This is a genomic window from Thermus scotoductus DSM 8553, assembly GCF_000381045.1.
GTDB lineage: Bacteria > Deinococcota > Deinococci > Deinococcales > Thermaceae > Thermus > Thermus scotoductus.
The window spans coordinates 33966-59857 of record NZ_KB905732.1 but is presented as its reverse complement, the minus strand read 5'-3'; the positions used below and the strand labels follow the sequence as shown (position 1 = coordinate 59857).

The 25892-nt window shown below is 65.6% G+C and carries 25 protein-coding genes and 1 pseudogene; 20 read left to right on the top strand and 6 right to left on the bottom strand.

The genetic code is table 11. From position 1 onward, the window contains the following. Nucleotides 1-26: 26 nt before the first annotated feature. Entirely contained in the window at nt 27-599 is a 573-nt protein-coding gene (locus F604_RS0102405; RefSeq protein WP_019550281.1) for a Uma2 family endonuclease, read from the bottom strand. Beyond that, nucleotides 599-2110, bottom strand: coding sequence for a glutamine-hydrolyzing GMP synthase (gene guaA / locus F604_RS0102400; protein WP_026328926.1), 1512 nt, complete (start codon nt 2108-2110; stop codon nt 599-601). The genes F604_RS0102405 and guaA overlap by 1 nt, the downstream gene beginning before the upstream one ends. Nucleotides 2111-2141: 31 nt before the next feature. Between guaA and F604_RS0102395 the strand changes: the two genes are divergently transcribed. From F604_RS0102395 to F604_RS0102345, 11 genes are all read left to right on the top strand, one after another. Further along, on the top strand, nt 2142-2609 hold the full coding sequence (locus F604_RS0102395) for an S-ribosylhomocysteine lyase (protein ID WP_019550279.1): 468 nt from the start codon (nt 2142-2144) through the stop codon (nt 2607-2609). After that, nucleotides 2606-3271 carry a 5'-methylthioadenosine/S-adenosylhomocysteine nucleosidase gene (mtnN, locus tag F604_RS0102390; protein WP_019550278.1) on the top strand — a complete coding sequence of 222 codons (666 nt, stop codon included), beginning with the start codon at nt 2606-2608 and terminating at the stop codon, nt 3269-3271. Before F604_RS0102395 ends, mtnN begins: the two co-directional genes overlap by 4 nt. 14 nt (nt 3272-3285) lie before the next feature. Next, nucleotides 3286-4209: a ribose-phosphate diphosphokinase gene (locus tag F604_RS0102385; RefSeq protein ID WP_019550277.1), complete on the top strand. Its 924-nt coding sequence runs from the start codon at nt 3286-3288 to the stop codon at nt 4207-4209. Between the two features lie 87 nt (nt 4210-4296). Then, a complete protein-coding gene (locus F604_RS0102380; protein WP_019550276.1) occupies nt 4297-4917 on the top strand; it encodes a 50S ribosomal protein L25 in 621 nt (206 codons plus the stop codon). A gap of 98 nt (nt 4918-5015) precedes the next feature. Then, complete coding sequence (gene pth, locus F604_RS0102375; protein ID WP_019550275.1) at nt 5016-5594, top strand: aminoacyl-tRNA hydrolase; 579 nt, start codon at nt 5016-5018, stop codon at nt 5592-5594. A gap of 9 nt (nt 5595-5603) precedes the next feature. After that, nucleotides 5604-6572, top strand: a complete 969-nt coding sequence (ddl, locus tag F604_RS0102370) for a D-alanine--D-alanine ligase (RefSeq protein WP_019550274.1) — start codon at nt 5604-5606, stop codon at nt 6570-6572. Nucleotides 6573-6666: 94 nt separating this feature from the next. Further along, complete coding sequence (locus F604_RS11785) at nt 6667-7263, top strand: MFS transporter (RefSeq protein WP_155984143.1); 597 nt, start codon at nt 6667-6669, stop codon at nt 7261-7263. 12 nt (nt 7264-7275) lie between these two features. After that, nucleotides 7276-8724 (top strand): glycoside hydrolase family 36 protein, encoded by a 1449-nt coding sequence (locus tag F604_RS0102360; RefSeq protein ID WP_019550272.1) that lies wholly within the window; start codon nt 7276-7278, stop codon nt 8722-8724. Continuing rightward, complete coding sequence (gene galT / locus F604_RS0102355) at nt 8708-9778, top strand: galactose-1-phosphate uridylyltransferase (protein WP_019550271.1); 1071 nt, start codon at nt 8708-8710, stop codon at nt 9776-9778. The genes F604_RS0102360 and galT overlap by 17 nt, the downstream gene beginning before the upstream one ends. Continuing rightward, nucleotides 9775-11268, top strand: coding sequence for a glycerol kinase GlpK (gene glpK, locus F604_RS0102350; RefSeq protein ID WP_019550270.1), 1494 nt, complete (start codon nt 9775-9777; stop codon nt 11266-11268). The genes galT and glpK overlap by 4 nt, the downstream gene beginning before the upstream one ends. Next, entirely contained in the window at nt 11265-12803 is a 1539-nt protein-coding gene (locus tag F604_RS0102345; protein WP_019550269.1) for an FAD-dependent oxidoreductase, read from the top strand. Before glpK ends, F604_RS0102345 begins: the two co-directional genes overlap by 4 nt. Here the strand turns inward: F604_RS0102345 and ftsH are convergent. After that, complete coding sequence (ftsH, locus tag F604_RS0102340; RefSeq protein WP_019550268.1) at nt 12800-14653, bottom strand: ATP-dependent zinc metalloprotease FtsH; 1854 nt, start codon at nt 14651-14653, stop codon at nt 12800-12802. The genes F604_RS0102345 and ftsH overlap by 4 nt on opposite strands. 73 nt (nt 14654-14726) lie before the next feature. Between ftsH and F604_RS0102335 the strand changes: the two genes are divergently transcribed. Beyond that, nucleotides 14727-16079: a tetratricopeptide repeat protein gene (locus F604_RS0102335; RefSeq protein ID WP_019550267.1), complete on the top strand. Its 1353-nt coding sequence runs from the start codon at nt 14727-14729 to the stop codon at nt 16077-16079. On the opposite strand, the gene F604_RS0102330 is transcribed toward F604_RS0102335, so the two are convergent. After that, nucleotides 16076-17113, bottom strand: a complete 1038-nt coding sequence (locus tag F604_RS0102330) for a DUF4388 domain-containing protein (protein ID WP_019550266.1) — start codon at nt 17111-17113, stop codon at nt 16076-16078. The two genes, F604_RS0102335 and F604_RS0102330, sit on opposite strands and share 4 nt — an antisense overlap. A gap of 3 nt (nt 17114-17116) precedes the next feature. Then, nucleotides 17117-18088 (bottom strand): Holliday junction branch migration DNA helicase RuvB, encoded by a 972-nt coding sequence (gene ruvB, locus F604_RS0102325; protein WP_038044496.1) that lies wholly within the window; start codon nt 18086-18088, stop codon nt 17117-17119. A gap of 31 nt (nt 18089-18119) precedes the next feature. Between ruvB and panB the strand changes: the two genes are divergently transcribed. The 5 genes from panB (at nt 18120) to F604_RS0102300 (ending at nt 22206) form a co-directional block, all read left to right on the top strand. Beyond that, nucleotides 18120-18905, top strand: a complete 786-nt coding sequence (panB, locus tag F604_RS0102320; protein WP_019550264.1) for a 3-methyl-2-oxobutanoate hydroxymethyltransferase — start codon at nt 18120-18122, stop codon at nt 18903-18905. A 97-nt stretch (nt 18906-19002) separates the two neighbouring features. Then, on the top strand, nt 19003-19743 hold the full coding sequence (locus F604_RS0102315) for a metal ABC transporter ATP-binding protein (RefSeq protein ID WP_019550263.1): 741 nt from the start codon (nt 19003-19005) through the stop codon (nt 19741-19743). Then, nucleotides 19736-20542: a metal ABC transporter permease gene (locus F604_RS0102310; protein ID WP_019550262.1), complete on the top strand. Its 807-nt coding sequence runs from the start codon at nt 19736-19738 to the stop codon at nt 20540-20542. Before F604_RS0102315 ends, F604_RS0102310 begins: the two co-directional genes overlap by 8 nt. Nucleotides 20543-20565: 23 nt before the next feature. Beyond that, the gene (locus F604_RS0102305; protein WP_026328925.1) at nt 20566-21012 is read left to right on the top strand and encodes an RrF2 family transcriptional regulator; all 447 of its coding nucleotides are present in this window, start codon (nt 20566-20568) and stop codon (nt 21010-21012) included. Between the two features lie 48 nt (nt 21013-21060). Next, entirely contained in the window at nt 21061-22206 is a 1146-nt protein-coding gene (locus F604_RS0102300; protein WP_019550260.1) for a cysteine desulfurase family protein, read from the top strand. Between the two features lie 2 nt (nt 22207-22208). Here the strand turns inward: F604_RS0102300 and F604_RS0102295 are convergent, their stop codons facing one another. Continuing rightward, nucleotides 22209-23891, bottom strand: coding sequence for a long-chain-fatty-acid--CoA ligase (locus F604_RS0102295; RefSeq protein ID WP_019550259.1), 1683 nt, complete (start codon nt 23889-23891; stop codon nt 22209-22211). Between the two features lie 88 nt (nt 23892-23979). On the opposite strand from F604_RS0102295, the gene F604_RS0102290 reads away from it, so the two are divergent. From F604_RS0102290 to F604_RS13415, 3 genes and pseudogenes are all read left to right on the top strand, one after another. Next, nucleotides 23980-24606 (top strand): phosphoribosyltransferase, encoded by a 627-nt coding sequence (locus F604_RS0102290; RefSeq protein WP_019550258.1) that lies wholly within the window; start codon nt 23980-23982, stop codon nt 24604-24606. Continuing rightward, nucleotides 24594-24974, top strand: a complete 381-nt coding sequence (locus F604_RS0102285) for a cupin domain-containing protein (protein WP_015717783.1) — start codon at nt 24594-24596, stop codon at nt 24972-24974. Before F604_RS0102290 ends, F604_RS0102285 begins: the two co-directional genes overlap by 13 nt. A 221-nt stretch (nt 24975-25195) precedes the next feature. Continuing rightward, nucleotides 25196-25892, top strand: a pseudogene (locus F604_RS13415) (ISAs1 family transposase); the annotation flags it as partial.

Here is a 25892-nt window from a genome sequence, read left to right as displayed (position 1 = left end):
CCAGGAGTTCCAGTTTGACAATTGAGCTAGTCTTCCTGAGGCGCTTCCAGAGAAATACCGCTATAGACCTCCTCCAAGGAGAGGGTTCCTTGGGGGCAGGGCAAGGGTACCTCCCCTTCTGTGAAGACCTGATAGAGGATGCCCGTGGCCTTTTTCTGATAAAGCTCTATTCGCCTTTCTTGGATATCCGCCAATACATACCCTTGCAAGGAAGGCAGGGAAAGATACCGCCAAAGCTTCTCCCGCCGGTCTATACCTTCGGTACTTGGGGAAAGGACCTCCACCACCAGGCAGGGAGCTTCCTCGTAGTAGGGGTTTTCGGGCGGGGGAGCACAAACCACCATGAGATCCGGGTAGTAGACGGTCCTTTCCCCCACCTTGAGCTTCATATCCGCCACGTAGAGGCGGCATCCCTGCCTACGGGCTAAGGGGCCCAGGAGAAGGGCCAGGTTGGTGGTTAAAAGGGCGTGAGCCCGGCTGGCCCCGGCCATGGCGTAGGGCAGGCCCTCCACCAGCTCATGCTTGGTTTCGGACCGGGCCTCCCATTCCAGATACTCTTCCAAGGAAAGGGGTTTCAGGGCCTTGGCGGGTTCGCCCATCACTCCCATTCTATGGTGGCGGGAGGCTTGGAGGTGAGGTCGTAGACCACCCGGCCGATCTCCGGCACCCTGCGGGTGATGCGCCGGGCTGCCTCGTCCAGGAAGTCCAGGGGCAGCCTGGCCCAGTCGGCGGTCATGAAGTCCTCGGTGGTCACGGCCCTTAAGGCCAGAACGTAGCCGTACTTCCGCTCGTCCCCTGCCACGCCTACGCTCCGCACGGGGGTGAGGACGGCCAGGGCCTGGGCCACCTGGGAATAAAGCCCCCACTCCCTTAGAAGGCTTATGAAGATATCGTCGGCCCGCCGGAGGATGTCCAGTTTTTCCTCCGTGACCTCCCCCAGGATGCGCACCGCCAGGCCCGGCCCCGGGAAGGGGTGGCGCAGGCGGATAGGGTCGGGAAGGCCGAGAAGCAGGGCGAGTTCCCGCACCTCATCCTTGAAGAGAAGGCGGAAGGGCTCGAGGAGCTCGAACTTCAAATCTTCAGGAATACCGCCCACGTTGTGGTGGCTTTTGATCTTGGCCGCTCCCGGTTCCCCGGCGGACTCGATCACGTCGGGGTAGAGGGTCCCCTGGGCGAGGAACCGGAAAGGGCCTGCTTCCCGGGCCACCAGGGAGAAGACCTCCACGAACTCCCGCCCGATGATCCGGCGCTTTTCCTCGGGGTCTTCCACCCCCTTGAGAGCTTTAAGGAAGCGCTCCCTGGCGTCCACCACCCGGAGGTTTACCCCGAGGGCTTTAAGGGCTCCTTCCACCTCCTCCCGTTCCCCCAGGCGCAGGAGGCCGTGGTCCACGAAGACCGCCAGGTGGTTCACCCGGGCCTTGGCCAAGAGGAGGGCCAGGGTGCTGGAGTCCACCCCGCCGGAAACCGCCAGGAGCACCCGGTCCTCGCCCACCCTTTCCCGCACTTCCTTAACCAGGCTTTCCAGCACGTGCTCCGGAGTCCAGTCCCGTTTTACCCCAGCGATCTCCAGGAAGTTTTCCAGGATCTGCATCCCCTTGGGGGTATGGGCCACCTCGGGGTGGAACTGGACCCCGAAGGCCTTGCCGTCTTCCGCCTCCATGGCCGCCACTGGGTTTTCCTCGGTTTCCGCCACCACCCGCCACCCCGGGGGAAGCTCGGTCACGGCGTCGGCGTGGCTCATCCAGACCTGGACCTCCCCCTCCAATCCCCGGAAGAGGGAGCCCTCGTGGCGGGTGAGGAGGGCCTTGCCGTACTCGGCCCTACCGGAGCGCTCCACTCTCCCCCCAAGCTCCTGGGCGAGGAGCTGCATCCCGTAGCAGATGCCCAAGGTGGGAAGGCCGAGGGTGAACACCCGGGGGTCGGGGCGGGGGGCATCGGGGTCAAAGACGCTATTGGGTCCGCCGGAGAGGATTAGGGCTTGGGGCTTGTGCTTAAGGATTTCCTCCAGGCTCGCCCGCCCCGGCAGGATCAGGGAAAAGACCCGAAGCTCGCGGAGCCTTCTGGCGATGAGGCGGGTGTACTGGGAACCGAAGTCCAGGACCAGGACCATGGAAGCCAGTCTAGCAGGGTAGGATAAAGCCATGGCCGAGGTGGAAAGCTTTGCCCTGGATCACACGAAGGTAAACCCCCCCTATGTGCGCTTGGCGGGACGGAGAAAGGTGGGAAGCGGCCTGGTGGAGAAGTACGACCTGCGCCTGGCAAAGCCCAACCGGGAGGCCATTCCCACGGGGGCCCTGCACACCTTGGAGCACCTCCTGGCGGGTTACCTGCGCGACCACCTGGAAGGGGTCATTGACCTTTCCCCCATGGGGTGCCGCACGGGGTTTTACCTGGTGGCGGAAGGCCCTTTGGAGGAGGAGAGGGTTTTGGTGGCCTTGGAGCGCGCCCTAAGGGATGTGCTTTTGCATGAGGGCCCTATCCCCGGGGCCAGCCTTCGGGAATGCGGCAACTACCGGGACCATGACCTGGAGGGTGCCAGGGCCTGGGCGGAAAAGGTTTTGCGGCAAGGCCTCAAGGTTCAGGCGACGATTCCCCTGGAGGGCAGGTGACGGCCTTTTTCGCCGCGGAACCCGAGGAGGCCCTGGCCCTAAGGGAGGCCGTGGAGGCCAAGGAGGCCCTTATGGCTCCTTTTCCCCTCCACCGGGCCGACGGGGTCTTGGTGGCGGAAACCGGGGTAGGGAAGGTGGCGGCGGCCTCGGCGGTGGCCTATGTCCTTACCCGCTTTGCTCCCAAGGAGAGCTTCTTCCTGGGGGTAGCGGGGGCTTTGGACCCTTCCTTAAGGGCTTTGGACCTTCTTTTGGCGGAGAAAGCCGTGCAGTGGGATGTGGACCTCACCCCCTTTGGTCGGGAGCCTGGGGAGACAGCCTTTGGGATGCGTTTTTTCCCCTCAGACCCTGGCCTTCTGGCCCGGGCTGAGGTGGCGGCTTCCGCCTTAGGCTTTCCCGCCCGACGGGGGGTGGTGGCCACGGGGGACCGGTTTCTGGCGGATAGGGAGGAGGCAGGGAGGCTGGCCCGGCTCCACGGGGCCCAGGCGGTAGAGATGGAAGGGGCCGCGGCCCTCATGGTGGCCTGGCGTTTCCGGCATCCCATGGCCTTGATCCGGGCCGTGACCGATGGGGCGGGGGAGGAGGCAGCCAGGGACTTCCAGGCCTTTTTGCAGGAGGCCTCGAGGCGGCTTGGCCTTCTAGCCCGGGCCCTTTTGGCATACTGAGAGAGGAGGGGTCCATGGAAATCAAACTCTTCACGGGGAGCGCCCACCCCGATCTGGCCCGGCGGGTGGCGGAAGCCCTGGGGGTTCCCTTGGGAAAGGCGGTGGTGGACCGCTTCCCCGACGGGGAGGTGAGGGTGCGCCTTTTGGAAAGCGTGCGCGGGGATGATGTGTACCTCATCCAGCCCACCAGTCCCCCGGTGAACGACCACCTGATGGAGCTCCTCCTGCTGGCGGATGCCGCCCGCCGGAGCTCTGCGGGCCGCATCAACGCCGTCATCCCCTATTTCGGCTACGCCCGTCAGGATAAGCAGACCCAGGGCCGCGAGCCCGTGAGCGCCAAGCTGGTGGCCAATCTCCTGGAAACCGTGGGGGTGCACCGGGTGATCGCCATTGACCTGCACGCTCCCCAGATCCAGGGGTTTTTTGATATCCCCGTGGACCACCTCTCGGCGGTGCGCCTCTTTGCCCGCTACCTCCAGGAAAGGGGGTATACGGAGAACGGCGTGGTGGTTTCCCCGGATGCGGGCCGGGCAGAGGAGGCCAGGCGGCTTTCCGAAAGGCTGGGCCTGCCCCTGGCCATGCTGGCCAAGCGCCGCCATGGCCCCAAGGACACCTCCGTCACCTACGTGATCGGGGAGGTGGCGGGGAAGAGGCCTTTGATCATCGATGACATCGTTTCCACGGGGGGAACCATAAGGCGAGGGGTGGAGGCCCTCCTGCTGGCTGGGGCTTTGCCGGAAATGGTGGTCATGGCCACCCATCCGGTCCTGGTAGGGGAGGCTCGGGAAAACCTTTCCCATCCCGCCATCCGTGAGGTGATCTTCACCGATACCATCCCCTTGAGGGATGGGGGGTACACGGTGCTTTCCACCGCTGAGCTTCTGGCCCAGGCCATCCGGCACGTCCACACCAACCAGTCGGTGAGCGCGTTGATCTGAGGTGGCAGGAGGGCCTGGGGGTGTGGTAAGCTTTCCCATAGTGTGCCCCTAGGGGGCCTTTGCCTTTTGGGAGGTTGAGGAGGAGACATGGAATACCGTTTGAAGGCCCAGTACCGGGAAGGGGAGAAGCCCGCCGCTTTGCGCCGGGCGGGGAAGCTCCCCGGTGTCATCTACAACAAGCACCTGAACCGGAAGGTGTACGTGGAACTTGGGGAGTTTGATAAGGTTTTCCGTCAGGCTTCCATCCACCACGTGATCGTTCTGGAGCTCCCCGACGGCCAGGAACTGCCCACCCTGGTGCGCCAGGTGAACCTGGACAAGCGCCGGCGCCGTCCCGAGCACGTGGACTTCTACGTGCTCTCCGACGAGCCCGTGGAGATGTACATTCCCTTGCGCTTTGTGGGTACGCCCCAAGGGGTGCGGGAAGGAGGTGTCCTGCAGGAGGTGCACCGGGACATCCTGGTGCGGGTTTCCCCAAGGAATATTCCCGAGTTCATCGAGGTGGATGTCTCGGGCCTGGGCATCGGGGATAGCCTCCATGCCGCTGACCTCAAGCTTCCGGAAGGGGTTAAGCTGGCCATTTCCCCGGAGGAAACCATTGTTGCGGTGGTGCCTCCTGAGGATGTGGAGAAGCTTGCGGTGGAGGCCCTCGAGGCGCCCGCTGAGCCCGAGGTGATCAAGAAGGGCAAGAAGGAAGAGGAGGAATAGTACCGCCCTGTACTTGAGGGGCGGGGCCCCTGGAAAGGGGATTGGGCGCTGGCGGAGGGAAGGGGGGCGTTTTCGCCCCCTTTTTGCGGAGGGCAGGAATGTTCCTGGTGGTGGGCCAGGGAAACCCGGGGGAAAGGTACGCCAGGACCCGGCATAACCTGGGCTTCATGGTTTTGGACCAGCTGGGGCTTGAGTTCCGGCAGAAGGGAGAGGCCCTTCTGGCGGAAGCGGAGGTGGAGGGGGAGAAGGGGTTCTTCCTCAAGCCCCTCACCTACTACAACCTAAGCGGCCAGGTGGTGGCTCCCCTGATGCGCTTTTACAAGATTCCCCCGGAGCGCCTTCTGGTAGTCCACGACGAGATGGACCTGCCCCTTGGCCGCCTTCGCTTCAAGGCCGGGGGTAGCCCCGCGGGAAACCGCGGGGTGGCCTCCATCGCCGAGGCCTTGGGAACGGAGGCCTTCCACCGCCTGCGCCTGGGGATCGGCAAGCCTCCTTCCCGGGAGCTGGGGGCGGAGTACGTGCTTTCCCCTTTCCGGCCTGAGGAGTGGCCGGTGGTGGAGCGGGTCCTCGAGGCGGCCAAGGAAGCCGTGCTCTGCTGGGTGAAGGAGGGGCTTCTTCCCTGCGCGGGCCGTTTTAACGGCCTGGATCTTTCCCAGGGCTTGGGGGAAAAGGGCTAAGCTTTAGGCATGGCCGCGCCTAAGGTCCTCCTCATCGCCGGGGGAAGAAGCCCCGAGCACGAGGTTTCCCTGCTTTCCGCCCAGGGGGTTTTGGAGCACATGCCTTTCCCCACCGAGCTCGCCGTGATCGCCAAGGACGGTGGGTGGCTCCTTGGGGAGGAGGCATTTGCTGCCCTTGGGGCCAAGGTGGCCCCTATCGGCCGGTATGCCTTTCCACCCCCTTTGGATTGGAGCCGGTATGACGTGGTCTTTCCCCTGCTTCATGGAAGGTGGGGAGAGGATGGGACCATCCAAGGGTTCTTGGAAATTCTGGGTAAGCCCTACGTGGGAGCGGGGGTGGCGGCCAGCGCCCTTTGCATGGATAAGGACTTGAGCAAACGGGTCTTGGCCCAGGCGGGGGTCCCCGTGGTGCCCTGGGTGGCGGTCTACCGGGGTGAGGCTCCTCTTGTTCCTTTTGACCCCCCTTTCTTCGTCAAGCCTGCCAATACGGGCTCCAGCATCGGCATCCGCCGGGTGGAGCGCTACGCCGAGCTGGAGGAAGCCTTAGAGGAGGCCTTCCGCCACGACCAGAAGGCGGTGGTGGAGCAGGCGCTTTCGGGGGTGCGGGAGCTGGAGGTGGGTATTCTGGGGAATATCTTTGGCGAGGCCAGCCCCGTGGGAGAGGTGCGCTACCAGGCGGCCTTCTACGACTACGAGACCAAGTACACCCCAGGCCGGGCGGAGCTTTTGATCCCTGCGCCCCTGGACCCCGGTACCCAGGAGACCGTGCAGGAGCTGGCCTTGAAAGCCTACAGGCTTTTGGGCATCCGCGGCATGGCCAGGGTGGACTTCTTCCTTGCGGGGGGGGAGATCTACCTCAACGAGGTCAACACCATTCCCGGCTTCACCCCCACCAGCATGTACCCCGGGCTTTTTGCCGCCGGGGGTCTACCTTACCCCGAGCTGTTAAGGCGTCTGGTGGAGTTGGCCCTGGAGTGAGGGGCTTAACTCATCAAGGGGCTTGGCCAAGCCCCTTTTTGCTTTTTTCCCTGGCGGTGCGCTAGGATGGAATCCGAAGGGAAAGGGGGTTTTTATGGACCTTCTGGAGCGGCTTGGGCTTCTTGGGCGGCGGGTCCTCCTCCTGCACCACGATGACCTGGGCCTGACCCATGCGCAATTCGCTACGGTGCTCCTGGCCGCTTTGCCCTCGGTCTTCCTCTGGGCCCGGCTGGCAGGGGCCTTGGGTCCCAAGGGGGCCTGGCTTCTGGCCATTTTCCTCTTGGCCCTGGGGGCCCTTCTCCTTTTCCTGCCCCGCACTCTTCTTGAGGCTCTTCCCGTGGGCCTTCTCATCGGGGTGGGGTTTGGCGGGGTTCTGGTGCTGGGGGATGTCCTTTTGGCGGAGGTGATAGACCGGGACGCCGAGGTTACGGGGAGGAGGCGGGAAGGGGTTTACTATAGCGTGTACGGCTTCATCAATCGCCTTTCCGGGCCCCTGCAGGCTCTTTCCTTTGCCCTCCTCACCCCCCTCTTCGGCTACGTGAGCGGGGAGGTGCCGGGCCCGCGTCCCGAGGCCGCCTTCCGCTTCCTTATGGCGGGGCCACCCTTTTTGGCTACGCTCTTGGCCCTGGCCCTAGCCTTTCGCTTCCCTTACGGAGCGAAGGGTAGAATGCCGGGGGCAGGGAGCTCCTAGGGAGGATGGGGCATGCGGCTGGAGTTCTCGGATCCTCTTCGGGAAAGCCGCCTCGAGGTGCCGGTTCTGGCGGAGGCCTTGGGGCCTGTTCCCGGGGGTTACCTCCTGAGGGGCCGGGAGGTGCAGGTCTTTGCTCCCCTTGCCTCGAAGCGCTTCTTCCGCCACGGCTGGCAGAGCTGGAGCCTCACCACCTGGGTGGACCTAAACTTTCCCCCGAAGCCCCTTTTCCCCGAGGCCCGCAGGCCCCAGGCCGACGACCCCTTCCTCCTCGAGGCTTCCGAGTGGTGGGGAAGCGGCCTAGGGGCTCTCGAGGGGCCAGATGGGAAGGTGCTCCTCCTGGGGGCCCTGGGCGTGGGGGCGCGGGTCTTGGGGCGCGAGGACCTCCTCCTGGGCCGCTACGCCGAGGGGGAGGGGGAGTGGTTTCTGGGCTACGGGGAGCCAACGGAGGTGTTCGCCGCCTATGGCAGGCTCCTTCCCAGGCGGCTTTCCAAAGGGCCTCCCAGGCTGTGGTGCTCCTGGTATAGCTTCTACAACCGGATCCATGAGGCCTTGCTCCTCGAGGTGCTGGAGGAAGTGGCCGGGCTTCCCTTTGAGGTCTTCCAGATCGACGACGGCTGGCAGCGGGCCCTTGGGGACTGGGAACCCAACGAGCGCTTCGCCCGGGGGATGGCCTTTTTGGCGGAGAGGATCCGGGAAAAGGGCTTCAGGGCGGGGTTATGGCTGGCTCCCTTTTTGGTGACGCCGGATAGCCTCCTAGTGCGGGCCCATCCCGAGTGGATCCTGCGGGACGGGGACGGAAGGCCCATCCCCGCGGGCTTCAACTGGGGGAAACCCCTATACGCCCTGGATTCGGGCAACGAGGAGGTTTTGGACCATGTGGCGGGCTTGGTGCGCAAGGTGCGGGCCTGGGGGTACGACTACCTGAAGCTGGATTTCCTCTACGCCGCCGCTTTACCCGGGGCCGAGGGAGAGGTGCGGTACTGTAAGGCCATGGAGCGGATCCGCGAGGAGGCAGGGGAGGCCTACCTTCTCTTTTGCGGCGCTCCCATCCTGGCCTCCTTGGGGCTTGCCGATGGCCTCAGGGTGGGTCCGGATGTGGCCCCCTACTGGGACAACGAGGACCGCTCCTTCTGGCTACAGGACCCCACGGGCCCGGGGCTAAGGAACGCCCTCCGCACCACCCTGCACCGGCTTTGGCTGCGGGAAAACGTCCAGGTGGACCCGGACGTGGCCTTTTTCCGGAGCCGTTTCTCGTTGCTGTCCCTTGAGGAGATGCGCCTGCAGGAGGCCATGGGGGAGATCACGGGCTTCAAGGCCACCTCCGACCCGCCCTCCTGGCTTTCCCCGGAGGAAAGGGAAAGGCTTTGGGCCTTCCTGAGCCGGGATAAGGAGGTAAAGCCCCTTGGCCCCTACCGTTTCCGGGTGGGGGAGGAGGTGTTGGACTATGCCTTCCTTTTATAAGCATGTGCATCGCAAGAAGGACGGGCGGGAGCTGATCCTTTACGGGCTTCATCCCCTCGAGGTGGAGGTCTTGCCCGTGGCCGAGGAGCCCTCCGTACCGGAGGAGGCGGGGTCCATCTCCCCAAGCCCGCACCTCCGCTACCACCTCTTGCGGGGGGAGTGGGTGGTCTACGCGGCCCACCGCCAGGAGCGCACCTTCTTGCCTCCCAAGGAGCACTGCCCCCTTTGCCCAAGCCAGGAGGGAGGCTTTCCCACGGAGATACCTTTTGACCGTTTTCGGGTGGCGGTCTTTGAAAACCGGTTTCCCTCCCTGGTGCCAAGGCCCACCCCTCCCCCGGATGGGCTTCCCGTTCCCGCGGAGAGGGCTTTGGGCCGGTGCGAGGTGGTGGTGTATACCCAGGCCCACGTGGGAAGCCTGGCCACCCTCACGGAGGAGGAAAGGCTCCTCCTGGCCTGGGTTTGGCGGGACCGGTACCGGGCCTTGTATGCCCTCGAGGGGATCCGGTTCGTCATGCCCTTCGAGAACCGGGGGGAGGCGGTGGGGGTGACCCTCCACCATCCCCACGGGCAGATCTACGCCTACCCCTTTGTGCCCCCCATCCTGGAGCGGGAAAGCCAGGCCTTTAGGGAAAGGCCCGTGCTCCTGGAGCTTTTTCCCCACCTGGAGCCCTACCGGGTGGACCAGGAGGAGGGGTTTTTGGCCTTCGTGCCCCCCTTCGCCCGCTATCCCTATGAGGTCTGGGTGGCTCCTCTGGAGCGCCACCCAGGGCTTTGGACCTTTTCCGAGGAAGAGATGGCCGCCTTCGCCCGGCTTCTGGGCCGGGTGGTGGCCCGCTACGACGCCCTTTTCGGGGAGCCCTTCCCCTACGTGATGGTTTTCCACGCCGCCCCCTTGGGGGAGGAACACACCTTTCATTTCCATGTGGAGTTCTACCCCCCCAAAAGGGCCAAGGACAAGCTCAAGTTCCTGGCGGGTACGGAGCTTGGGGCGGGCACCTTCGTGGTGGACGCCCTGCCCGAGGAAGCAGCAAAAAGCCTAAGGGAGGCCTTATGAAGTACCTTTTGGCCCTGGACCAGGGCACCACCAGCAGCCGGGCCATCCTCTTCAGCCTGGAGGGGAGGCCCGTGGCCATGGCCCAGAGGGAGTTCCGCCAGCTCTACCCGAGGCCGGGCTGGGTGGAGCACGATCCCCTGGAGATCTGGGAAAGCCAGCTTGGGGTGGCCCAGGAGGCCTTGCGCCAGGCTGGGGTGGAGGCCAGGGAGGTGGTGGCCCTGGGCCTCACCAACCAGCGGGAAACCACCCTCGTGTTTGAAAAGGGTACGGGGAAGCCCCTTCATAACGCCATCGTCTGGCAGGACCGGCGCACGGCTTCCTTGTGCCAGGAGCTCAAGGCCCAGGGCTTGGAGCCCCTCTTCCGGGAGCGCACCGGGCTTCTTCTGGACCCCTACTTCTCCGGCACCAAACTGGCCTGGCTGTTGGCGAACGTGCCCGGCCTTAGGGAGCGGGCGGGGAGGGGAGAGGCCCTTTTCGGCACCGTGGACACCTGGCTCCTCTACCGCCTCACGGGGGGCAGGGTGCACGCCACGGATCCCTCCAACGCCAGCCGCACCCTTCTTTTTAACCTGCATACCCTTTCCTGGGACGAGGAGCTTTTGGAGGTTTTCCGCGTACCCCGGGCCATGCTTCCCGAGGTGCGCCCTTCGGATGGGGACTTCGGGGAAACCCTGCCGGAGCTTTTCGGCAGGGCCATCCCCATCCGCGGGGTCCTGGGGGACCAGCAGGCAGCCCTTTTCGGACAGGCGGCCTTGGAGAGAGGGGAGGGGAAGTGCACCTACGGGACCGGGGCCTTCCTGCTCCTGAACACGGGAGAGCGGCCCGTCCCTTCCCCCAAGGGCCTCCTCAGCACCGTGGCCTGGAGCGTGAGGGGCAAGGTCAGCTACGCCCTGGAGGGAAGCGTCTTCATGGCGGGGGCGGTGGTGGGGTGGCTTCAGGGCCTGGGCCTGATCCGGGAGAGCGCCGAGGTGGAGGCCCTGGCCCGGGAGGTGGCGGATAGCGGGGGCGTGTACCTGGTTCCCGCCTTCACCGGCCTGGGGGCCCCCTACTGGGACCCCTACGCCCGGGGGGCCATTTTGGGCCTCACCCGGGGCACCACCAAGGCCCACCTGGCCCGGGCGGCCTTGGAGGGGGTGGCCTTCCAGATGGTGGACGTGGTGCGGACCATGGAGGAGGCCGGCACCCCTCTAAAGGAGCTTCGGGTGGATGGGGGCATGGCCCAGAACGCCCTCTTTTTGCAGATCCAAGCGGATCTCCTGGGGGTTCCGGTCCTGAGGCCTAAGGTCACGGAAACCACCGCCTTGGGGGCGGCCCTGATGGCCGGGGTGGGGGCAGGGGCCATGGGGCTTGGGGAGGTCAAGGCGGCCTGGACCTTGCAGGCTCGCTTTGACTCCCGGATGCCGGAGGCAAGGCGGCAGGCCCTCCATCAGGGCTGGCGGCGGGCGGTGGAGCGCACCTTGGCCTGGGCCGAGGGAGAGGAGGAGGCATGACCCCAAGCCGGGAGGAGCTTTGGGAAGGGCTCACTAAACCCCTGGACCTCCTCATCCTAGGGGGCGGGGCCACGGGGGCGGGGGTGTTGTGGGAGGCTACCCTCAGGGGTTTAAAGGCCGCCTTGGTGGAGGCGGGGGACTTCGGCATGGGCACCAGTAGCCGCTCCACCAAGCTCCTCCACGGGGGGGTGCGCTACCTGGAGCTGGCCCTTAAAGAGCGGGATCCCCGGCAGCTTCGCCTGGTGCGGGACGCCCTCCGGGAGAGGAGGGTGGTGATGGAGCTCGCCCCCCACTTGGCCAGGCCCTTAACCCTCCTCACCCCCCTCTTCCGCCCCCTGGAGATCCCCTACTACGGGCTTGGCCTCAAGCTCTACGACCTGCTGGCGGGGGGAAGGCGCCTTTCCCTGAGCCGTTACGTCCCTTCCCAGGAAGTGAAGGCCCTCGTCCCCGGCCTCCCTCCCACCTTGGGGGGCATCCTCTACCAGGATGGCCAGTTCGCCGACTACCGCTTAAACCTAGCCCTCATCCTCTCTGCCCTGAGCCGGGGGGCAGTGGCCCTCAACTACGCCGAGGCCACGGGCTTCCTGGTACGGGAGGGAAGGGTGAAAGGTGCGGTGGTCAAGGACCGCCTCACCGGGAAGGAGGTGGAGGTCTGGGCCCAGGCGGTGGTGAACGCCACGGGGCCCCAGGCGGACCGGGTGCGCGGGCTTTTGGACCCAGAACTTCCTCCCCTCCTCACCCCTTCCAGCGGGGCCCACCTGGTCCTGGACTACCCCTTACAGGTAGGCCTCCTCCTGCCTAAAACCCGGGATGGCCGGGTGCTCTTCCTCCTTCCCTGGCAGGGCCGGGCCCTTTTGGGCACCACCGACCTCCCCGCCGAGGCCACCGCCTGCCCCCTTCCCCGGGAGGAGGAGGTGGCCTACCTTTTGGAGGAGATCCGCCCCTACCTGGGGGACCTTTCCAGCCGGGTTTTGGCGGCCTGGGCGGGTCTCAGGCCCCTGGTGGGAAAGGGGGAGACCAAGAGGCTGGTGCGGGACCACCTCATCGTGGAGGAGAAGGGCCTTTACACCCTTACCGGGGGCAAGTGGACCACCTTCCGCCTCATGGCTTTGGACCTGGTGGAGCGCCTGGCCCGGGACCTGGGCCTTTCCCTGCCTCCTTCAGAAAGCCACCGCACCCCCCTCCTGGGGGCGGGGCCCAGGCCTCCCCTGCCCCTGCCGGAGGGGGTGGCCGAGCACCTCTACACCCACTACGGCACCCTGGCTCCCGAGGTGGCGGCCTTGGGGGATAGGCCCCTTCTCCCCGGGCTTCCGTACCTGGAGGGGGAGGTGGTGTGGGCGGTGAGGGAGGAGCTTGCGCAAAGGCCTTTGGATGTACTGGCCCGAAGGCTTGGCCTGGCCCTCTTGGACCAAAAGGCGGCGGAGAGGGCCCCGCCCCGGGTGGTGGAGCTCATGGCGCCCCTCTTGGGATGGGATGACGGAAGGAAACAGGCCCTCCTACTGGAGGCCAGGAGGGCCCTTCCTGCCCTTTGCTAGGCGCTTTCCTCCGAGGCCCTTTGCACCGCTTGGGCTTCCTTGAGGATGGCCCGCACCCGCTCCCCGGGGATGGTCTCCTCCCTAAGGAGTTCCTCGGCGATCTTGTGCATGGCGGGGGCGTGCTCCATGAGGACCTGGCGGGCCTTGGCGTAGGCTTCGTCCAGGATCTTGCGGATGTCTTGGTCGATGAGGCGGGCGGTTTCCTCGGAGTGGTCCTTCTTCTTGGCGATTTCCTCACCCAGGAAGATGGGGCCGGAGTCCGAACCCCAGGCGATGTTCTTGAAGTGCTCCCCCATACCCCAGTCCAGGACCATGCGTTTGGCGATCTGGGTGGCCCGCTTGAAGTCGTCCTGGGCTCCGGTGGTTACAGTGCCGGTGAAGAGCTCCTCCGCCACCCGGCCCGCCATGAGGACGGCCAGTTCGTCCATGAGGTGGTCCTTGGAAACCAAAACCCTTTCCTCGGGTTTGCTCCAGCGGGCGCCCAAGGCCATGCCCCGGGGGACGATGGAGACCTTCTCCGTCTTGTCGGCGTGGGGCAGGACCTCCCCCACCACGGCATGCCCCGCCTCGTGATAGGCCACGGCCCTTTTCTCCTCCTCGGAAAGCTTTAGGGCGGGCCGCTCGAGGCCCAGGACGATCTTGTCCAGGGCCTTCAGAAAGTGCTCCTTGCGGATTTTCTTGGCGCCATCCCGGGCCGCCAGCAGGGCTGCCTCGTTGACCAGGTTCTTCAGGTCGGCCCCGGAGAAGCCCGGGGTGAGGTGGGCCAGCTCCAGGGCGTCCACGTCCTCGGCGATGGGTTTACCCCGCATGTGCACCAGGAGGATATCCCGGCGCTCCTCCAGGGTGGGTAGGCCCACCACTACCTGGCGGTCAAAGCGCCCGGGGCGCAGCAGGGCAGGGTCCAGGATGTCCGGGCGGTTGGTGGCGGCCAGGACGATCACCGAGGTGTCCTTTTCAAAGCCGTCCATCTCGGAAAGGATCTGGTTCAGGGTCTGCTCCCGCTCGTCATGGCCACCCCCGATGCCTGCCCCCCGTTTGCGGCCGATGGAGTCCAGCTCGTCGATGAAGATGATGCTGGGAGCGTTCCGTCGGGCGTCCTCAAAGAGGCTTCGCACCCGGCTTGCCCCCACGCCCACGAACATCTCCATGAACTCGCTGGCGGAGACGGAGAAGAAGGGGACACCTGCTTCCCCCGCCACCGCCCGGGCCAGAAGGGTCTTGCCGGTTCCGGGAGGGCCCACCAGGAGAACTCCTTTGGGGATTTCCGCGCCCAGCTCCAGGTACTTCTTGGGGTTCTTGAGGAAGTCCACCACCTCCATGAGTTCCCGCTTGGCTTCCTCGTGGCCGGCCACGTCCTTGAAGGTGGTGCCCACCTGCTTTTCCTTCCCGTAAAGCTTGGCCCGGCTCTGCCCGAACTGCATCACCTGCCCGGCCCCGCCCTGGGCCCGCATGAAGAAGAAATAGAAGAAAAGGATGAGGAGCAGGGTAGGGCCGAGGTAGAGGAGGAACTGGGGCCACAGGGAGGGAGGTTTGGTGACGATCCTCACCCCGTTTTCCTCCAGGAAGCGGAGAAGCTCGGGGTCGGTCACCTGGGCCGGGGGCAGGGGCACGGCGAAGCGCCTGGCCACCTGGCTTCCCCCCTGCGGGGTGGGGAAGCGCTCGGGTTCCTTCAAGGTGCCCAGGATGCGAGTTTCCTCCAGGGTCACCTCGGCCACCTTGCCTTCCCGTACCAGCTTGCGGAACTCCGTGTAGGGAAGGGTGGGGGCTGGGGGGCCCGTGAAGGCGGTATAGGCCAGATAGCCTAGAAGGAGCAAGAAAACTAGGGTGAAGGGGTTGATCCGCTGCGGCAAGGTCTACCTCCCTGGTCCTATGGTAGCGCCTTTGCGGTGAGAGGACTGAGGGGTGTGGTATCCTCTAGCGGCGATGAAGGGGGTCCTCGAGGCCCTGCACCAAGGGGATTACGATACCGCCATTGAACGCCTTACCCGGAAGGCCCTGTTCGGCTCCAAGGGGGAGGCCCGGGAGGCCCTTTTGCTCCTGGCGGAGGTGCACAGCCTCTACGGGGAGGAGGGGCTGGAGAAGGCCCACTGGGCCTTGGAGGAGGCCTATGAGCTTGGGGGGCTGGAGTACGACCCCCTGTACCGGGCCCTTCTGGGGGAGCTTCTGGCCCTCGAGGGCCGGGGGGAAAGGGAGGTGCTGGCCCTGTTCCTTCCCACGGAGGACCCCCGGGCCCGCTACCATCAGGCCCAGGCCCTTTTCTACCTGGGCCGGTTTGAGGAGGTTCTGAGGACGCTCAAGGAGGGGCTTCCCGCCTTTTTGGCCTGGCGGGCGGAGGGGCTTAAGGGAAGGGCCTTGGAAAGGCTCGGCCGTTACCGGGAGGCCGCTTTGGCCTACGAGAGGGGGGCGGAGCTGGCCTTGGGGCTGGAGCGCTACTGGCTCCTTTTGGATGCTGCCGCCATGTGGCTGGAGGCGGGGGAGGGGGAAAGGGCCCTTCTGGCCCTCGAGGAGGCCTCGGGAGCCGTGGGGGAGGAGCCCGTGGAGGACGCCGCCACCCGCCACTACCTCCTGGCCCGGTCCCATCTTCTCCTGGATAACCCCAACCGGGCCCTGGAGGAGGTGCGGGAGGCCTTAAGGCTCGAGGAGGAAAGCGGCCATCGGGCCTACGGTACCCCCCTTCTGGAAGGGCAGATCCTTTGGCGCCTGGGCCGTTACGCCGAGGGTATGGCCGCCTACCGGGAGGCCCTGGCCAGGGCTGAGGGGGTGGAGAAGGGATACGTTCTCCACGAGATGGCGGTGGCGGCCTTGGACCAGGGGGCCTACCTGGAGGCGGAGGAGTACCTGGAGGCCCTTTTGCGGGAAGAGGGCTACCCCTACCGGGCCCAGGCCCTGGCGGACCTGGCTGAGGCTTTGTACCGGCAGGGGCGGTACCAGGAGGCGGAGGAAATGGCCCATAGAGCCATGCGCCAGGGTGCGGAGGCCGCCGGGGAGCTGATTCTGGGCCACATCGCCTACGATCTCATGCACCTGGAGGAGGCCTTGGCTCATTACCGGAAGGCAGCGGAGCTTGCGGAGGAGGGAAGCCGGGAGTGGGTGGGGGCCCAGGAGATGGTGGTGGACACTCTGGTCCAGCTGGGCTACCGCTCTCCTGAGGAGATCCTGGCCCGTGCGGAGGCGGTGCTGCCCCATGTCCATCCCGCCGATGAATGGCGCCAGGCCTTGCTCTCCTACCGGGAGCGGGCGGAGGCCATCCTGCGGGAGGGGAGGCGGCCCAACTAGGTTCCGCTCCGCCTTAAGGGGGCCAGGGCCTTAAGCACCTCCTGGGCCTTTAAGGGTTTGGGAAGATGCAAAACCCTGAGGGGACGGAAGAGAAGCCCCGGGGGGGTTTCGCTCACCACGTACAGGGAGGCCAGCTTGCCCTCGGGGTGGGCCCGGAGTTTTCGGGCCATTTCTAAGGTCCTTTCCCCCTGGAGGATGATGGCCTTGGGCCTTTCCTTGAGAAGGCGCAGGGCCATCTTCAGGTCCAGGGGAAGCTGCACCCGGTAGCGGTGGGCCTCCAGGAGGTAGAGGAGAAGCCGCCGCACCACCCCGCTTTCCGCCAGCACCAGGACCAGGGGGTCTTCCAGGAGGAGGGTGGAAGGGCGGATCAGCCCCCGGCTTTTCAGCTCAGAGAGGATGTGGTAAACCTGCTCTTCCGGAAGGCCGGATAGCAGGGCCACGCTTCTCGCCCGGCGCACCCCGTCCAAGAGTTCCAACACCGTCCAGGCCTCGGGGGTGAGGGGGTGGCGGGTGGGGTCCTCCACCAGGTGGAAGACCTCGTCGGGGTCCACCTGGCCCTGGCGCCACTCGTCCAGGCGCCGGGCGGCTTCCAGAAGGGTGGCCTTGGTTTCCAGGGTTTCCGGCAAGGCCACCTGGCTTCCCTCCTCGAGGGGCTCGGCCAGGATCTCCCCTTCCTTCTCCCCCAGCAGGGTGGCCAGGGCCTCCAGGACCTGGGCCTCGAGGGCCTCCCTTAGCTCCTCTTCCCCGATGAGGCCCAGCTCCAGGGCCAGGGCCCCCAAGGGAGTGCCAGGGTTTTCCCACCCCTGGCGCTCCACCAACTCCTGAACTTCCTCCAGGGAAAGGTGGCCAAGGCGCACCAGGTACTCCCCCAGGTGGGGTCCCGGCTCGGTGCGGGCGTAGAGGATGCGCCCCTTTAGGAGATGGACCCGGCCGTAAAGGCGCCCCCGGAAGGTCACCACGGCGCTTTTGCGGTGGTCGGCCAGGACCCTCAGGAGTTCCGCCAGGTCCAGTTCTTCCAGGGTGGCCCGTACCATGGCCTAGAGAAGGGGTTCCACGGGAGGGGGATAGCCCAGGTGGCGGTAGGCCCGTTCCGTGGCCACCCGGCCCCGGGGGGTGCGCTTCAGGAGGCCCTGCTGGATGAGGTAAGGTTCGTGGACTTCTTCCAGGGTACCTGGATCCTCGGAGACGGCGGTGGCCAGGGTCTGCAGGCCCACCGGGCCGCCTCCGAAGCGGAGGATCAGGGTTTCCAGGATCTCCCGGTCCCGTTTCTCCAGGCCCAGCTCATCCAGGCCCAAGGCGTTTAGGGCTTCCAGGGTCCTTTCCTGGGTGATGGTTTCCTCCCCTGCCACCTGGGCAAAGTCCCGCACCCGCCGGAAAAGCCGTTTGGCCACGCGCATGGTGCCCCGGCTTCTTTTGGCGATCTCCAGGGCGGCCTCCTCGGTAATGGCCACCCCTAGAAGCCTCGCATCCCGCCTGACCCCTTCGGCCAGCTCCTCCAGGGAGTAGTACTCCAGGTGCTCCACGATGCCGAAGCGGCTCCGCAAGGGGGCGGTGATGAGGCCCGGGCGGGTGGTGGCCCCGATCAGGGTGAAGCGGGGAAGCTCCAGGCGGATGGTGCGGGCCGCCGGCCCCTGGCCGATGACGATGTCCATCTTGAAGTCCTCCATGGCCGGGTAGAGGTGCTCCTCCGCCTGGCGGCTTAGCCGGTGGATCTCGTCGATGAAGAGGATGTCCCCTTCCTCCAGGGAGTTGGCCAGGATGGCGGCCAGATCGCCGGGTTTCTCTATGGCGGGCCCCGAGGTGACGCGCAGGTTCACCCCAAGCTCGTAAGCGATCACGTGGGCCAGGGTGGTCTTGCCCAGGCCCGGGGGCCCGAAGAGGAGGAGGTGCTCTAGGGGCTCCCCCCGGGCCTTGGCCGCCTCGAGGTACACCCTCAGCTTCTTTTTCAACCTCTCCTGGCCGATGTACTCGTCCAGGGTCCTGGGCCTTAGGGCGAGGTCCGGGTGCACTTCCACGCCCTTTCATGATAGCCTTATTCCCATGCGCCGGACGGTTAAGGAGTTCCGTCACGCCAAGGGCCAAAGGCTGGTGTACCTCACCGCCTACGACTACCCCACGGCCCGCCTAGCTGAGCGGGCTGGGGTGGACGCCATCCTGGTGGGGGATTCCCTGGGCATGGTGGTCCTGGGGTATCCCTCCACGGTCCCCGTCACCCTGGAAGAGATGCTCCACCACACCAAGGCGGCCCGGCGGGGGGCCCCGGACACCTTTTTGGTGGCGGACCTTCCCTATCTTTCCTATGCCACCCTGGATCGGGCCCTTTTCGCCGCGGAACGGCTTCTGAAGGAAGGTGGGGCGGATGCGGTGAAGCTGGAGGGTGGGGAGGAGGTGGCGGAGATCGTCTTCGGGCTCAGCCGGGCGGGGGTGCCGGTCCTGGGCCACGTGGGCCTCACCCCCCAGACGGCGAGCCAGCTTGGGGGCTACAGGCTGCAGGGGAGGCACCCCGAGGAGGCCGAGCGCATCCTAAAAGGGGCCATGGCCCTCGAGGAGGCGGGGGCTTACGGGGTGGTGCTGGAGATGGTGCCCAAGGGGCTGGCCAAGGAGATTACGGAGAGGCTATCCATCCACACCGTGGGCATCGGGGCCGGCTCCCACACGGACGCCCAGATTCTGGTCTTCCACGACGCGGTGGGGCTTTACGGGGAGTTCAAGCCCCGGTTCGTGAAGCGGTACCTGGAAGGGGGGAAGCTCTTCCACGAGGCCCTCTCCCAGTACGTGCGGGAGGTGCGGGAGGGGGTTTTCCCAGGGGAGGAACACAGCTTTTGATGCCCCCCCACCCTGGGGGTCCCGGTAAACCACCCCTAGGGATGGATGCCGATGCCTGGGCTTGACGCATTTGTTGAAAATGGATTACCGTTATTGTGTGTTGGCCCTCGAGGTCCAGGACCTATCCGTGCGCTTCGGGGAGTTCCAGGCCCTGGAAGGGGTGAGCCTGGCGGTGCCGGAAGGGGCCTTCGTGGCCATCGTGGGCCCCAACGGGGCAGGGAAGAGCACCCTCTTGAAGGCCATCCTGGGCCTTGTTCCCTTCCGGGGCAAGATCCGGGTTTTGGGGCGTTCCTTGAGGGAAACCGATCCCCTGTGGTTCGGCTACGTGCCCCAGATCAAGACCTTTGACCGCTCCTTCCCGGCGCTTTCCCTGGAACTGGTGGTGACGGGTCTCAGGCGGCGCTGGCCCTTCCGCCTCTCCTCTCGGGAGAAGGAGGAGGCTCTTGCCGCCTTAAGCCGGGTGGGGGCGGAGGCGCTGGCCTTCCGCCCCTTGGGCCGGCTTTCCGGGGGGCAGCTCCAACGGGTCTACCTGGCCCGGGCCCTCATTCGCCGGCCGAGGATCCTCCTATTGGATGAGCCCGCCACCGGGGTAGACCGGGTGGGGGAGGTGGACCTCTACCGGTACCTGGAGGCCTACCAGGAGGAATCAGGGGCCACGGTCCTCATGATCACCCACGACTGGGAAGCGGCCCACCACGCCAGCCACGTGCTGGTTCTCAACCGCCGGGTGGTGGGGTTTGGGCCACCGGAGCGGGCCCTCACCGAGGAGTGCCTGCGCCAGGCCTTTGGACACCTGGGCCATGCCCACGGGCTGTATCTGGGGGGTGGGCATGCTTGACGCCCTGGGTTATCCCTTTTTCCAGAGGGCCCTACTCGCAGGGCTTTTGGTGAGCCTTCTTTCCGGATTGCTCTCCCCCTTCGTGGTGCAAAGGCGGCTTTCCTTCCTGGGGGACGGCCTGGCCCACGCCGCCTTCGCCGGGGTGGCCTTGGGGCTTTTCCTAAGGGGGGAGCCCCTTTGGTTTGCCCTGCCCTTCACCTTTTTGGTGGCCATGGCCATCACTCTGGTGAAGGAGAAGACCGAGCTTTCCGAGGACACCGCCATCGGGGTCTTCTTCGCCCTCTCCGTGGCCCTGGGGGCGGTTTTCCTCTCCAAGGCCCGGGGGTACGTGGGGGACGCCATGGGCTACCTCTTCGGCTCCCTCTTGGCGGTGAGCCCTGGCGACCTTTGGGCCATGGGTCTTCTCCTCCTCTTTGCCCTCTTCCTCCTTCCCCTTTGGGGGCCTTTGGCCTACGCCACCTTGGACCGGGAACTGGCCCTTTCCGACCGGGTGCCCGTGGTCCTTCACGACTACCTCCTTTCCGGCTTCCTTGCCGTGAGCCTGGTGCTGGCGGTGAAGGTGGTGGGGATCATCCTGGTGGCGGCCTTTTTGGTGATCCCCGGGGCGGCGGCCAGGCTCCTGAGCCGCACCTTTGCCGGGCTCACCCTTCTTTCCCTCCTCCTGGCGATCCTTTCCACGGTCTTAGGCCTTTTCCTCTCCTTCCTCCTGGACTGGCCCAGCGGGGCCAGCATCGTGCTTCTGCAGGCGGTCTTGTTTGGCCTGGCCTTCGTGAAAACCGTATTTTCGGTGAGGAAATAATGCCTTTGCGCTATACTGGGGGCATGTGGGTGTCCACGAAGGCCCAGTACGGCCTCAGGGCCCTGGTGGAGATTGGCCTCAAGGCCCCGGAGGCGGTGCCCCTTAAGGAGGTGGCGGAGGCCCAGGGCATCAGCCAGCACTATCTGGAGCAGATCGCGGCCCAGCTTAGGCGCTCCGGGTTCATCCGCTCCGTGCGGGGGGCCGGGGGGGGCTACCGCCTGGCCCGTCCCCCCGAGAGGGTGACGGCCCTCGAGGTGGTGGAGGCCCTCGAGGGCAGCCTGGCCCCGGTTTCCTGCATCGAGGACCCGGAGTCCTGCGCCAAGGTGGGGCAGTGCTCCACCGAGCTCCTCTGGAAGCGGGTGGATCTGGCCATGCGCCAGGTCCTGGGGAGCACCACCTTGAAGGACCTCATCGAGGAGCGGAAGCTCATCGAGGCCAAGCGCTTGATCCAGCTCCAGCCCGCAGGCTAGGCAAGGGGTCTTAGGAAGGGCTGCCAGGGCTTATCCCTGGCAAAGGGAATGGAGGGCAAGGAGGAAACCTTGGCTTTGGTCTATCTGGACTACGCGGCCACCACGCCCCTGGACCCCGAGGTCCAGCAGGCCATGCGCGAGGTGGAGGGAATCTTCGGCAACCCGAGCAGCATCCACCGCTTTGGCCAGGAAGCCAGAAGGGTGCTGGAGGGAGCCCGGGAGCGGATCGCAAGCCTCCTGGGGGTGCGTCCCAGGGAGGTGGTCTTTACCGGTTCGGGTTCCGAGGCGGATGCCCTGGCCCTGTTGGGGGTGGCCTTGGCCAAGGGGAAGGGGCATGTGGTGAGCACGGAAGTGGAGCACTCCGCGGTCCTGGGGGCCTTGCGGCTCCTTGAGCGCCTGGGTTTTGCCGTCACCCGCCTCAAGCCCGACCGCTTGGGCCTGGTTTACCCGGAGCAGGTGGAGGAGGCCCTGAGGCCCGACACCATCCTGGTGAGCGTCATGGCCGCCAACAACGAGCTCGGCACCCTCTACCCCATCCGGGAGATGGCCGAGATCGCCCACGCCCACGGGGCCCTTTTCCACACGGATGCCGTCCAAGCCATCGGCCAGGTGCCCTTCCGGACCGATGAGGTGGGGGCGGACCTGGTTTCCCTAAGCGCCCACAAGTTCTATGGGCCCAAGGGGATCGGGGCCCTTTTGGTGCGCCACGGTGTGGATCTTTTTCCTTTGGTACCGGGGAAGCAGGAGGGAGGCCGGCGGGGAGGGACCCAAAGCCCCGTTTTAGCCCACGGGATGGCGGTGGCCTTGGAGAAGGCCCTGAGGCTTTTGCCCGAGGAATCCTCCCGGCTTCTTGCCTCAAGAAAGCGCCTCGAGGCGGGCTTGCTTTCCGTGGAAGGGGTGGAGCTCAACGGTCATCCCGAGCGCCGCCTGCCCAAGCTGGTCAACGTGACGGTGAAGGGCGCGGATGGGGAGGCCTTGCTTCTCGCCATGGACCTCATGGGGGTGGCGGTTTCCTCGGGCTCGGCCTGTTCGGCGGGGAGCCTCGAGCCCTCCCATGTCCTCCTGGCCATCGGACGCTCCCCGAGGGAGGCCCGGGCCTCCTTGCGCTTCTCCCTGGGACGCTACACCACGGAGGCCGAGGTGGACCGGGCGGTGGAGGTCTTCAGGGAGGCGGTGGCCCGGGCGCGGGCCTAAAGCTAGGGCTGCCTTTTGGTAAACTCCTCGCGGAGTTCCCGCCTGAGGATCTTCCCCACGCTGGTTTTGGGCAGGCTGTCCCGGAACTCGATGATGCGGGGCACCTTATAGGCGGCCAGGTTTTCCCGGCAGAAGGCCTCGAGGTCCTTTTCTGTGACCTTCCCCTTGTACTCCTCCTTGAGGACGATGAAGGCGGCCACGGTTTCCCCGCGGTAGGGGTCGGGGACGCCCACCACGGCGGCTTCCTGAACGGCGGGGTGGGCGTAGAGGACCTCTTCCACCTCGCGGGGGTAGATGTTGTAGCCCCCGGCGATGATCATGTCCTTTTTGCGGTCCACGATGTAGAAGTAGCCATCTTCGTCCATCTTGGCCATGTCGCCGGTGTAGAGCCAGCCATCCTTGAGGGCCTTTTGGGTTTCCTCGGGGCGGTTCCAGTAGCCCTTCATGATGTTGGGGCCTTTGACGACGAGTTCGCCCACCTCTCCGATGGGGACTTCCTGACCCTCCTCGTCCACCACCTTGGCGTCCACGCTGGGCAGGGGCATACCGATGGAGCCCTTTTTGATCTCCCCCTGGACAGGGTTGGAGTGGGTCACGGGGCTTGCCTCGGAGAGGCCGTAGCCCTCGAGGAGCCGGGCCCCGGTGATCTCCTCAAAGCGCTTGGCCACTTCCACCGGCAGGGGAGCGGCTCCGGAGAGGCAGATGCGGATGCTCTTTACGTTCCGTTTCTCGATTCCCGGGAAGTTGTTGAAGGCCACGTAGAGGGTGGGCACCCCGGGGAAGTGGGTGACCTGGTGCTTTTCAATGGCCTCCACGATGGCATGGATCTCCGGCCTGGGCAGGAGGACGATCTTGTAACCGGAGTAGATGCCGTAGTTCATGGCCACGGTCATGCCGTAGACGTGGAAGAAGGGAAGGGCTCCCAGCATCACCCCCTTCCCCCGCAGGTCCTTGGAGGTGGAATCCCAGGCGTCGATCTGCAGGACGTTGGCCACCAGGTTCCGGTGGGTGAGCATGGCGCCCTTGGAGATGCCTGTGGTGCCCCCTGTGTACTGCAAAAGGGCCAGGTCCTCAGGATCAGCGGGATGGGGGGTGGCGGGGGGATGCTTCAGGAGGTCCAGGAAGGCGTGGAATCCTTCCCGTTTGGGAAAGCCCAGGGGTAGCTTGTCCCGCTTCGCCTTTAAGGGGTAAAGGAGGTTTTTGGGGAAGGGGAGGAAGTCCTTGATCCCCGTGACCACGGTGCGCTTCACTGGGGTTTCCCCCTCCACCTCCAGGAAGCGGGGCAGGAGGTGGTCCAGGATGACCAGGATTTCCGCCCCCGAGTCCTTTAGCTGGTGCCTTAGCTCCCTGGGGGTGTAAAGGGGGTTCACGTTGACCCCCACCCCTCCCGCTAGAAGGGTGCCGTAGAAGGCGATGACGAACTGGGGGGTGTTGGGGAGCATGATGGCCACCCGGTCGCCAGGCTTCACCCCTAGGGCCTTAAGCCCCTCGGCGAAGCGCCGGGATTTCTCCCATAGCTCCGCATAGGTAAGGGTTTTCCCCAGGAACTCTAAGGCGATGTGGTGCGAGTAACGCTGGGCAGCGTCTTCCAGGAATCGCCACAGGGGGATGGGGGGTACCTCCACCTCGTGCGGCACACCGGGGTCATAGTGGGCGAGCCAAGGCTTGGCGCTGACTTGGTCCATACCTTACCTCCTTCGCCCCGAGCTTATCAAAAAGTTTATACCGCGTTCAAGACCATGGGCCGGTGTAGCATGGATAAGGAGGTTTCCTATGCGCTTCCGCGACCGCAGGCACGCTGGGGCTCTTCTGGTGGAAGCCCTGAAGCCCTTGGGTCTAGAACGCCCTGTGGTTTTGGGCATCCCTCGAGGCGGGGTGGTGGTGGCGGACGAGGTGGCCAAAGGCCTTGGGGGGGAACTGGATGTGGTTCTGGTGCGCAAGATCGGGGCTCCGGGAAACCCCGAGTTCGCCTTAGGGGCGGTGGGGGAGAAGGGGGGTATGGTCCTCAAGCCTTACGCCTTCCAGTACGCCGACCAAAGCTACCTGGAGCGGGAGGCGGCCCGGCAGAAGGACGTGATCCGCAAGCGGGCCGAGCGCTACCGGAAGGTGAGGCCAAAGGTGCCCCTTGCGGGCCGGGATGTGGTGCTGGTGGACGATGGCATTGCCACAGGCTCCACCATGGAGGCGGCCTTGGCCGTGGTCCTCTCGGAAAAACCCCGGCGGGTGGTGGTGGCGGTGCCCGTGGCCAGCCCGGAGGCGGTGGAGAGGCTGAAGGATCAAGCCGAGGTGGTGGTGCTCTCCACCCCACCGGACTTCGCCGCCGTGGGGGCTTACTACATGGACTTCGGTGAGGTCACCGACGAGGAAGTGGAGGGCCTTTTGCTACAATGGTCGGCATGAAGCCCGTGGTCAAGCAGGGGGCCAGCGTGGAGGCCCGTCCCGTGGAGCGGGGGGAGAAGGCCTTTATCCAGGTGCTCATCGGCCCTGAGGATGGAGCCCCTCACTTCATCACCCGTAAGTTCACTATCCTGCCGGGGGGAAGGATTCCCAAGCACAAGCACCCCAGCATCGAGCACGAGCAGTACGTGCTCTCTGGGCGCATGAAGATCTACCTGGGCGACGAGGTGAGGGAGGTGGCGGCTGGGCAGGCGGTTTACATCCCCCCGGACACGCCCCATGCCTATGTGAACGAGGGGGATGAGCCGGTGGAGTTCCTCTGCGTCATCCCCAAGACCAACGCCTACGCCACCGAGTGGCTGGAGGATTAGAGAAAAGAGGGGGTGTGGGGGAGCTATAATCCCCCGGTTTCCAAGATAGCCCTCAAGATACGCTACCGCGTGACACAGGCTGACCAAACCGGGGATACATGGGTCAGCGGTCACGCGGTCACGCGCAGCGTACCTTGCAGCGTACCTTGCAGCTACATGCGACCGAAGGGAGCTTAGCTCCCAGACTTGACCGATATGCGGCCTTGGGGTAAAGAGGGGGCATGACCCTACGCGAGGCCTTGTCCCAAGTCCCCGACCCCAGGGCCCGCAACCGGCGGTATCCCTTGTGGGGCTTGTTGGCCCTCATCTTGGTGGCCTTTCTCGCCCGCGTGGACTCCCTGCGCGGCGTGGAACGTTTCGCCCGGGCCAACCCTCACCTCTTGCCCCACCTGGGCCTGCGCAAGGCCCCAGGCCACACCGCCATCACCCTTCTCCTTCACCGCCTGGATCCTGAAAAGCTCCAAGCGGCCCTCCTCCAGGTCTTCCCCGAGGTGGACCTGGGAGGGGTTCTGGTGGTGGACGGGAAGCACCTCCGGGGAAGCGGCAAGGGGAAGAGCCCCCAGGTCAGGCTCGTGGAGGTCCTGGCCCTGCACCTCAAGACCACCCTGGCCCAGGCCCGGGTGGAAGGGAGGGAGGACCAAGCGCTTCTGGAGCTCCTGGACCGCCTGGGGGCGGAGGGGCTCAAGGGGAAGGTGGTGGTGGGGGACGCGGGGTACCTGTACCCGGAGGTGGCGGGGAAGGTGGTGGAAAAAGGGGGGCATACCTCTTCGTTCTGAAGGCCAACCAGGGGGAACTGCTGGAGTGGGCTCTGGAGGTATTCAAGGGGATGGAGGAAAGGCGGCTTCCCGGGGAGACGGAGTCAGCTTGGGAGGTGGTGCGGGACGGGGAGGTGTGGACCTACCGGGTCTGGGCTTCCCC

Bases quoted from the DNA above. Each gene is read 5' to 3' on its own strand.
- F604_RS11785 (WP_155984143.1), top strand. From the start codon at position 6,667: ATGGACCTTCTGGAGCGGCTTGGGCTTCTTGGGCGGCGGGTCCTCCTC.
- panB (WP_019550264.1), top strand. From the start codon at position 18,120: ATGCGCCGGACGGTTAAGGAGTTCCGTCACGCCAAGGGCCAAAGGCTG.
- F604_RS0102395 (WP_019550279.1), top strand. From the start codon at position 2,142: ATGGCCGAGGTGGAAAGCTTTGCCCTGGATCACACGAAGGTAAACCCC.
- ddl (WP_019550274.1), top strand. From the start codon at position 5,604: ATGGCCGCGCCTAAGGTCCTCCTCATCGCCGGGGGAAGAAGCCCCGAG.
- glpK (WP_019550270.1), top strand. From the start codon at position 9,775: ATGAAGTACCTTTTGGCCCTGGACCAGGGCACCACCAGCAGCCGGGCC.
- F604_RS0102380 (WP_019550276.1), top strand. From the start codon at position 4,297: ATGGAATACCGTTTGAAGGCCCAGTACCGGGAAGGGGAGAAGCCCGCC.
- F604_RS0102300 (WP_019550260.1), top strand. From the start codon at position 21,061: ATGGAGGGCAAGGAGGAAACCTTGGCTTTGGTCTATCTGGACTACGCG.
- F604_RS0102330 (WP_019550266.1), bottom strand. From the start codon at position 17,113: ATGGTACGGGCCACCCTGGAAGAACTGGACCTGGCGGAACTCCTGAGG.
- F604_RS0102385 (WP_019550277.1), top strand. From the start codon at position 3,286: ATGGAAATCAAACTCTTCACGGGGAGCGCCCACCCCGATCTGGCCCGG.
- galT (WP_019550271.1), top strand. From the start codon at position 8,708: ATGCCTTCCTTTTATAAGCATGTGCATCGCAAGAAGGACGGGCGGGAG.
- F604_RS0102335 (WP_019550267.1), top strand. From the start codon at position 14,727: ATGAAGGGGGTCCTCGAGGCCCTGCACCAAGGGGATTACGATACCGCC.
- F604_RS0102360 (WP_019550272.1), top strand. From the start codon at position 7,276: ATGCGGCTGGAGTTCTCGGATCCTCTTCGGGAAAGCCGCCTCGAGGTG.
- F604_RS0102345 (WP_019550269.1), top strand. From the start codon at position 11,265: ATGACCCCAAGCCGGGAGGAGCTTTGGGAAGGGCTCACTAAACCCCTG.
- F604_RS0102285 (WP_015717783.1), top strand. From the start codon at position 24,594: ATGGTCGGCATGAAGCCCGTGGTCAAGCAGGGGGCCAGCGTGGAGGCC.
- pth (WP_019550275.1), top strand. From the start codon at position 5,016: ATGTTCCTGGTGGTGGGCCAGGGAAACCCGGGGGAAAGGTACGCCAGG.
- F604_RS0102310 (WP_019550262.1), top strand. From the start codon at position 19,736: ATGCTTGACGCCCTGGGTTATCCCTTTTTCCAGAGGGCCCTACTCGCA.
- guaA (WP_026328926.1), bottom strand. From the start codon at position 2,110: ATGGTCCTGGTCCTGGACTTCGGTTCCCAGTACACCCGCCTCATCGCC.
- F604_RS0102305 (WP_026328925.1), top strand. From the start codon at position 20,566: ATGTGGGTGTCCACGAAGGCCCAGTACGGCCTCAGGGCCCTGGTGGAG.
- F604_RS0102405 (WP_019550281.1), bottom strand. From the start codon at position 599: ATGGGCGAACCCGCCAAGGCCCTGAAACCCCTTTCCTTGGAAGAGTAT.
- F604_RS0102295 (WP_019550259.1), bottom strand. From the start codon at position 23,891: ATGGACCAAGTCAGCGCCAAGCCTTGGCTCGCCCACTATGACCCCGGT.
- F604_RS0102290 (WP_019550258.1), top strand. From the start codon at position 23,980: ATGCGCTTCCGCGACCGCAGGCACGCTGGGGCTCTTCTGGTGGAAGCC.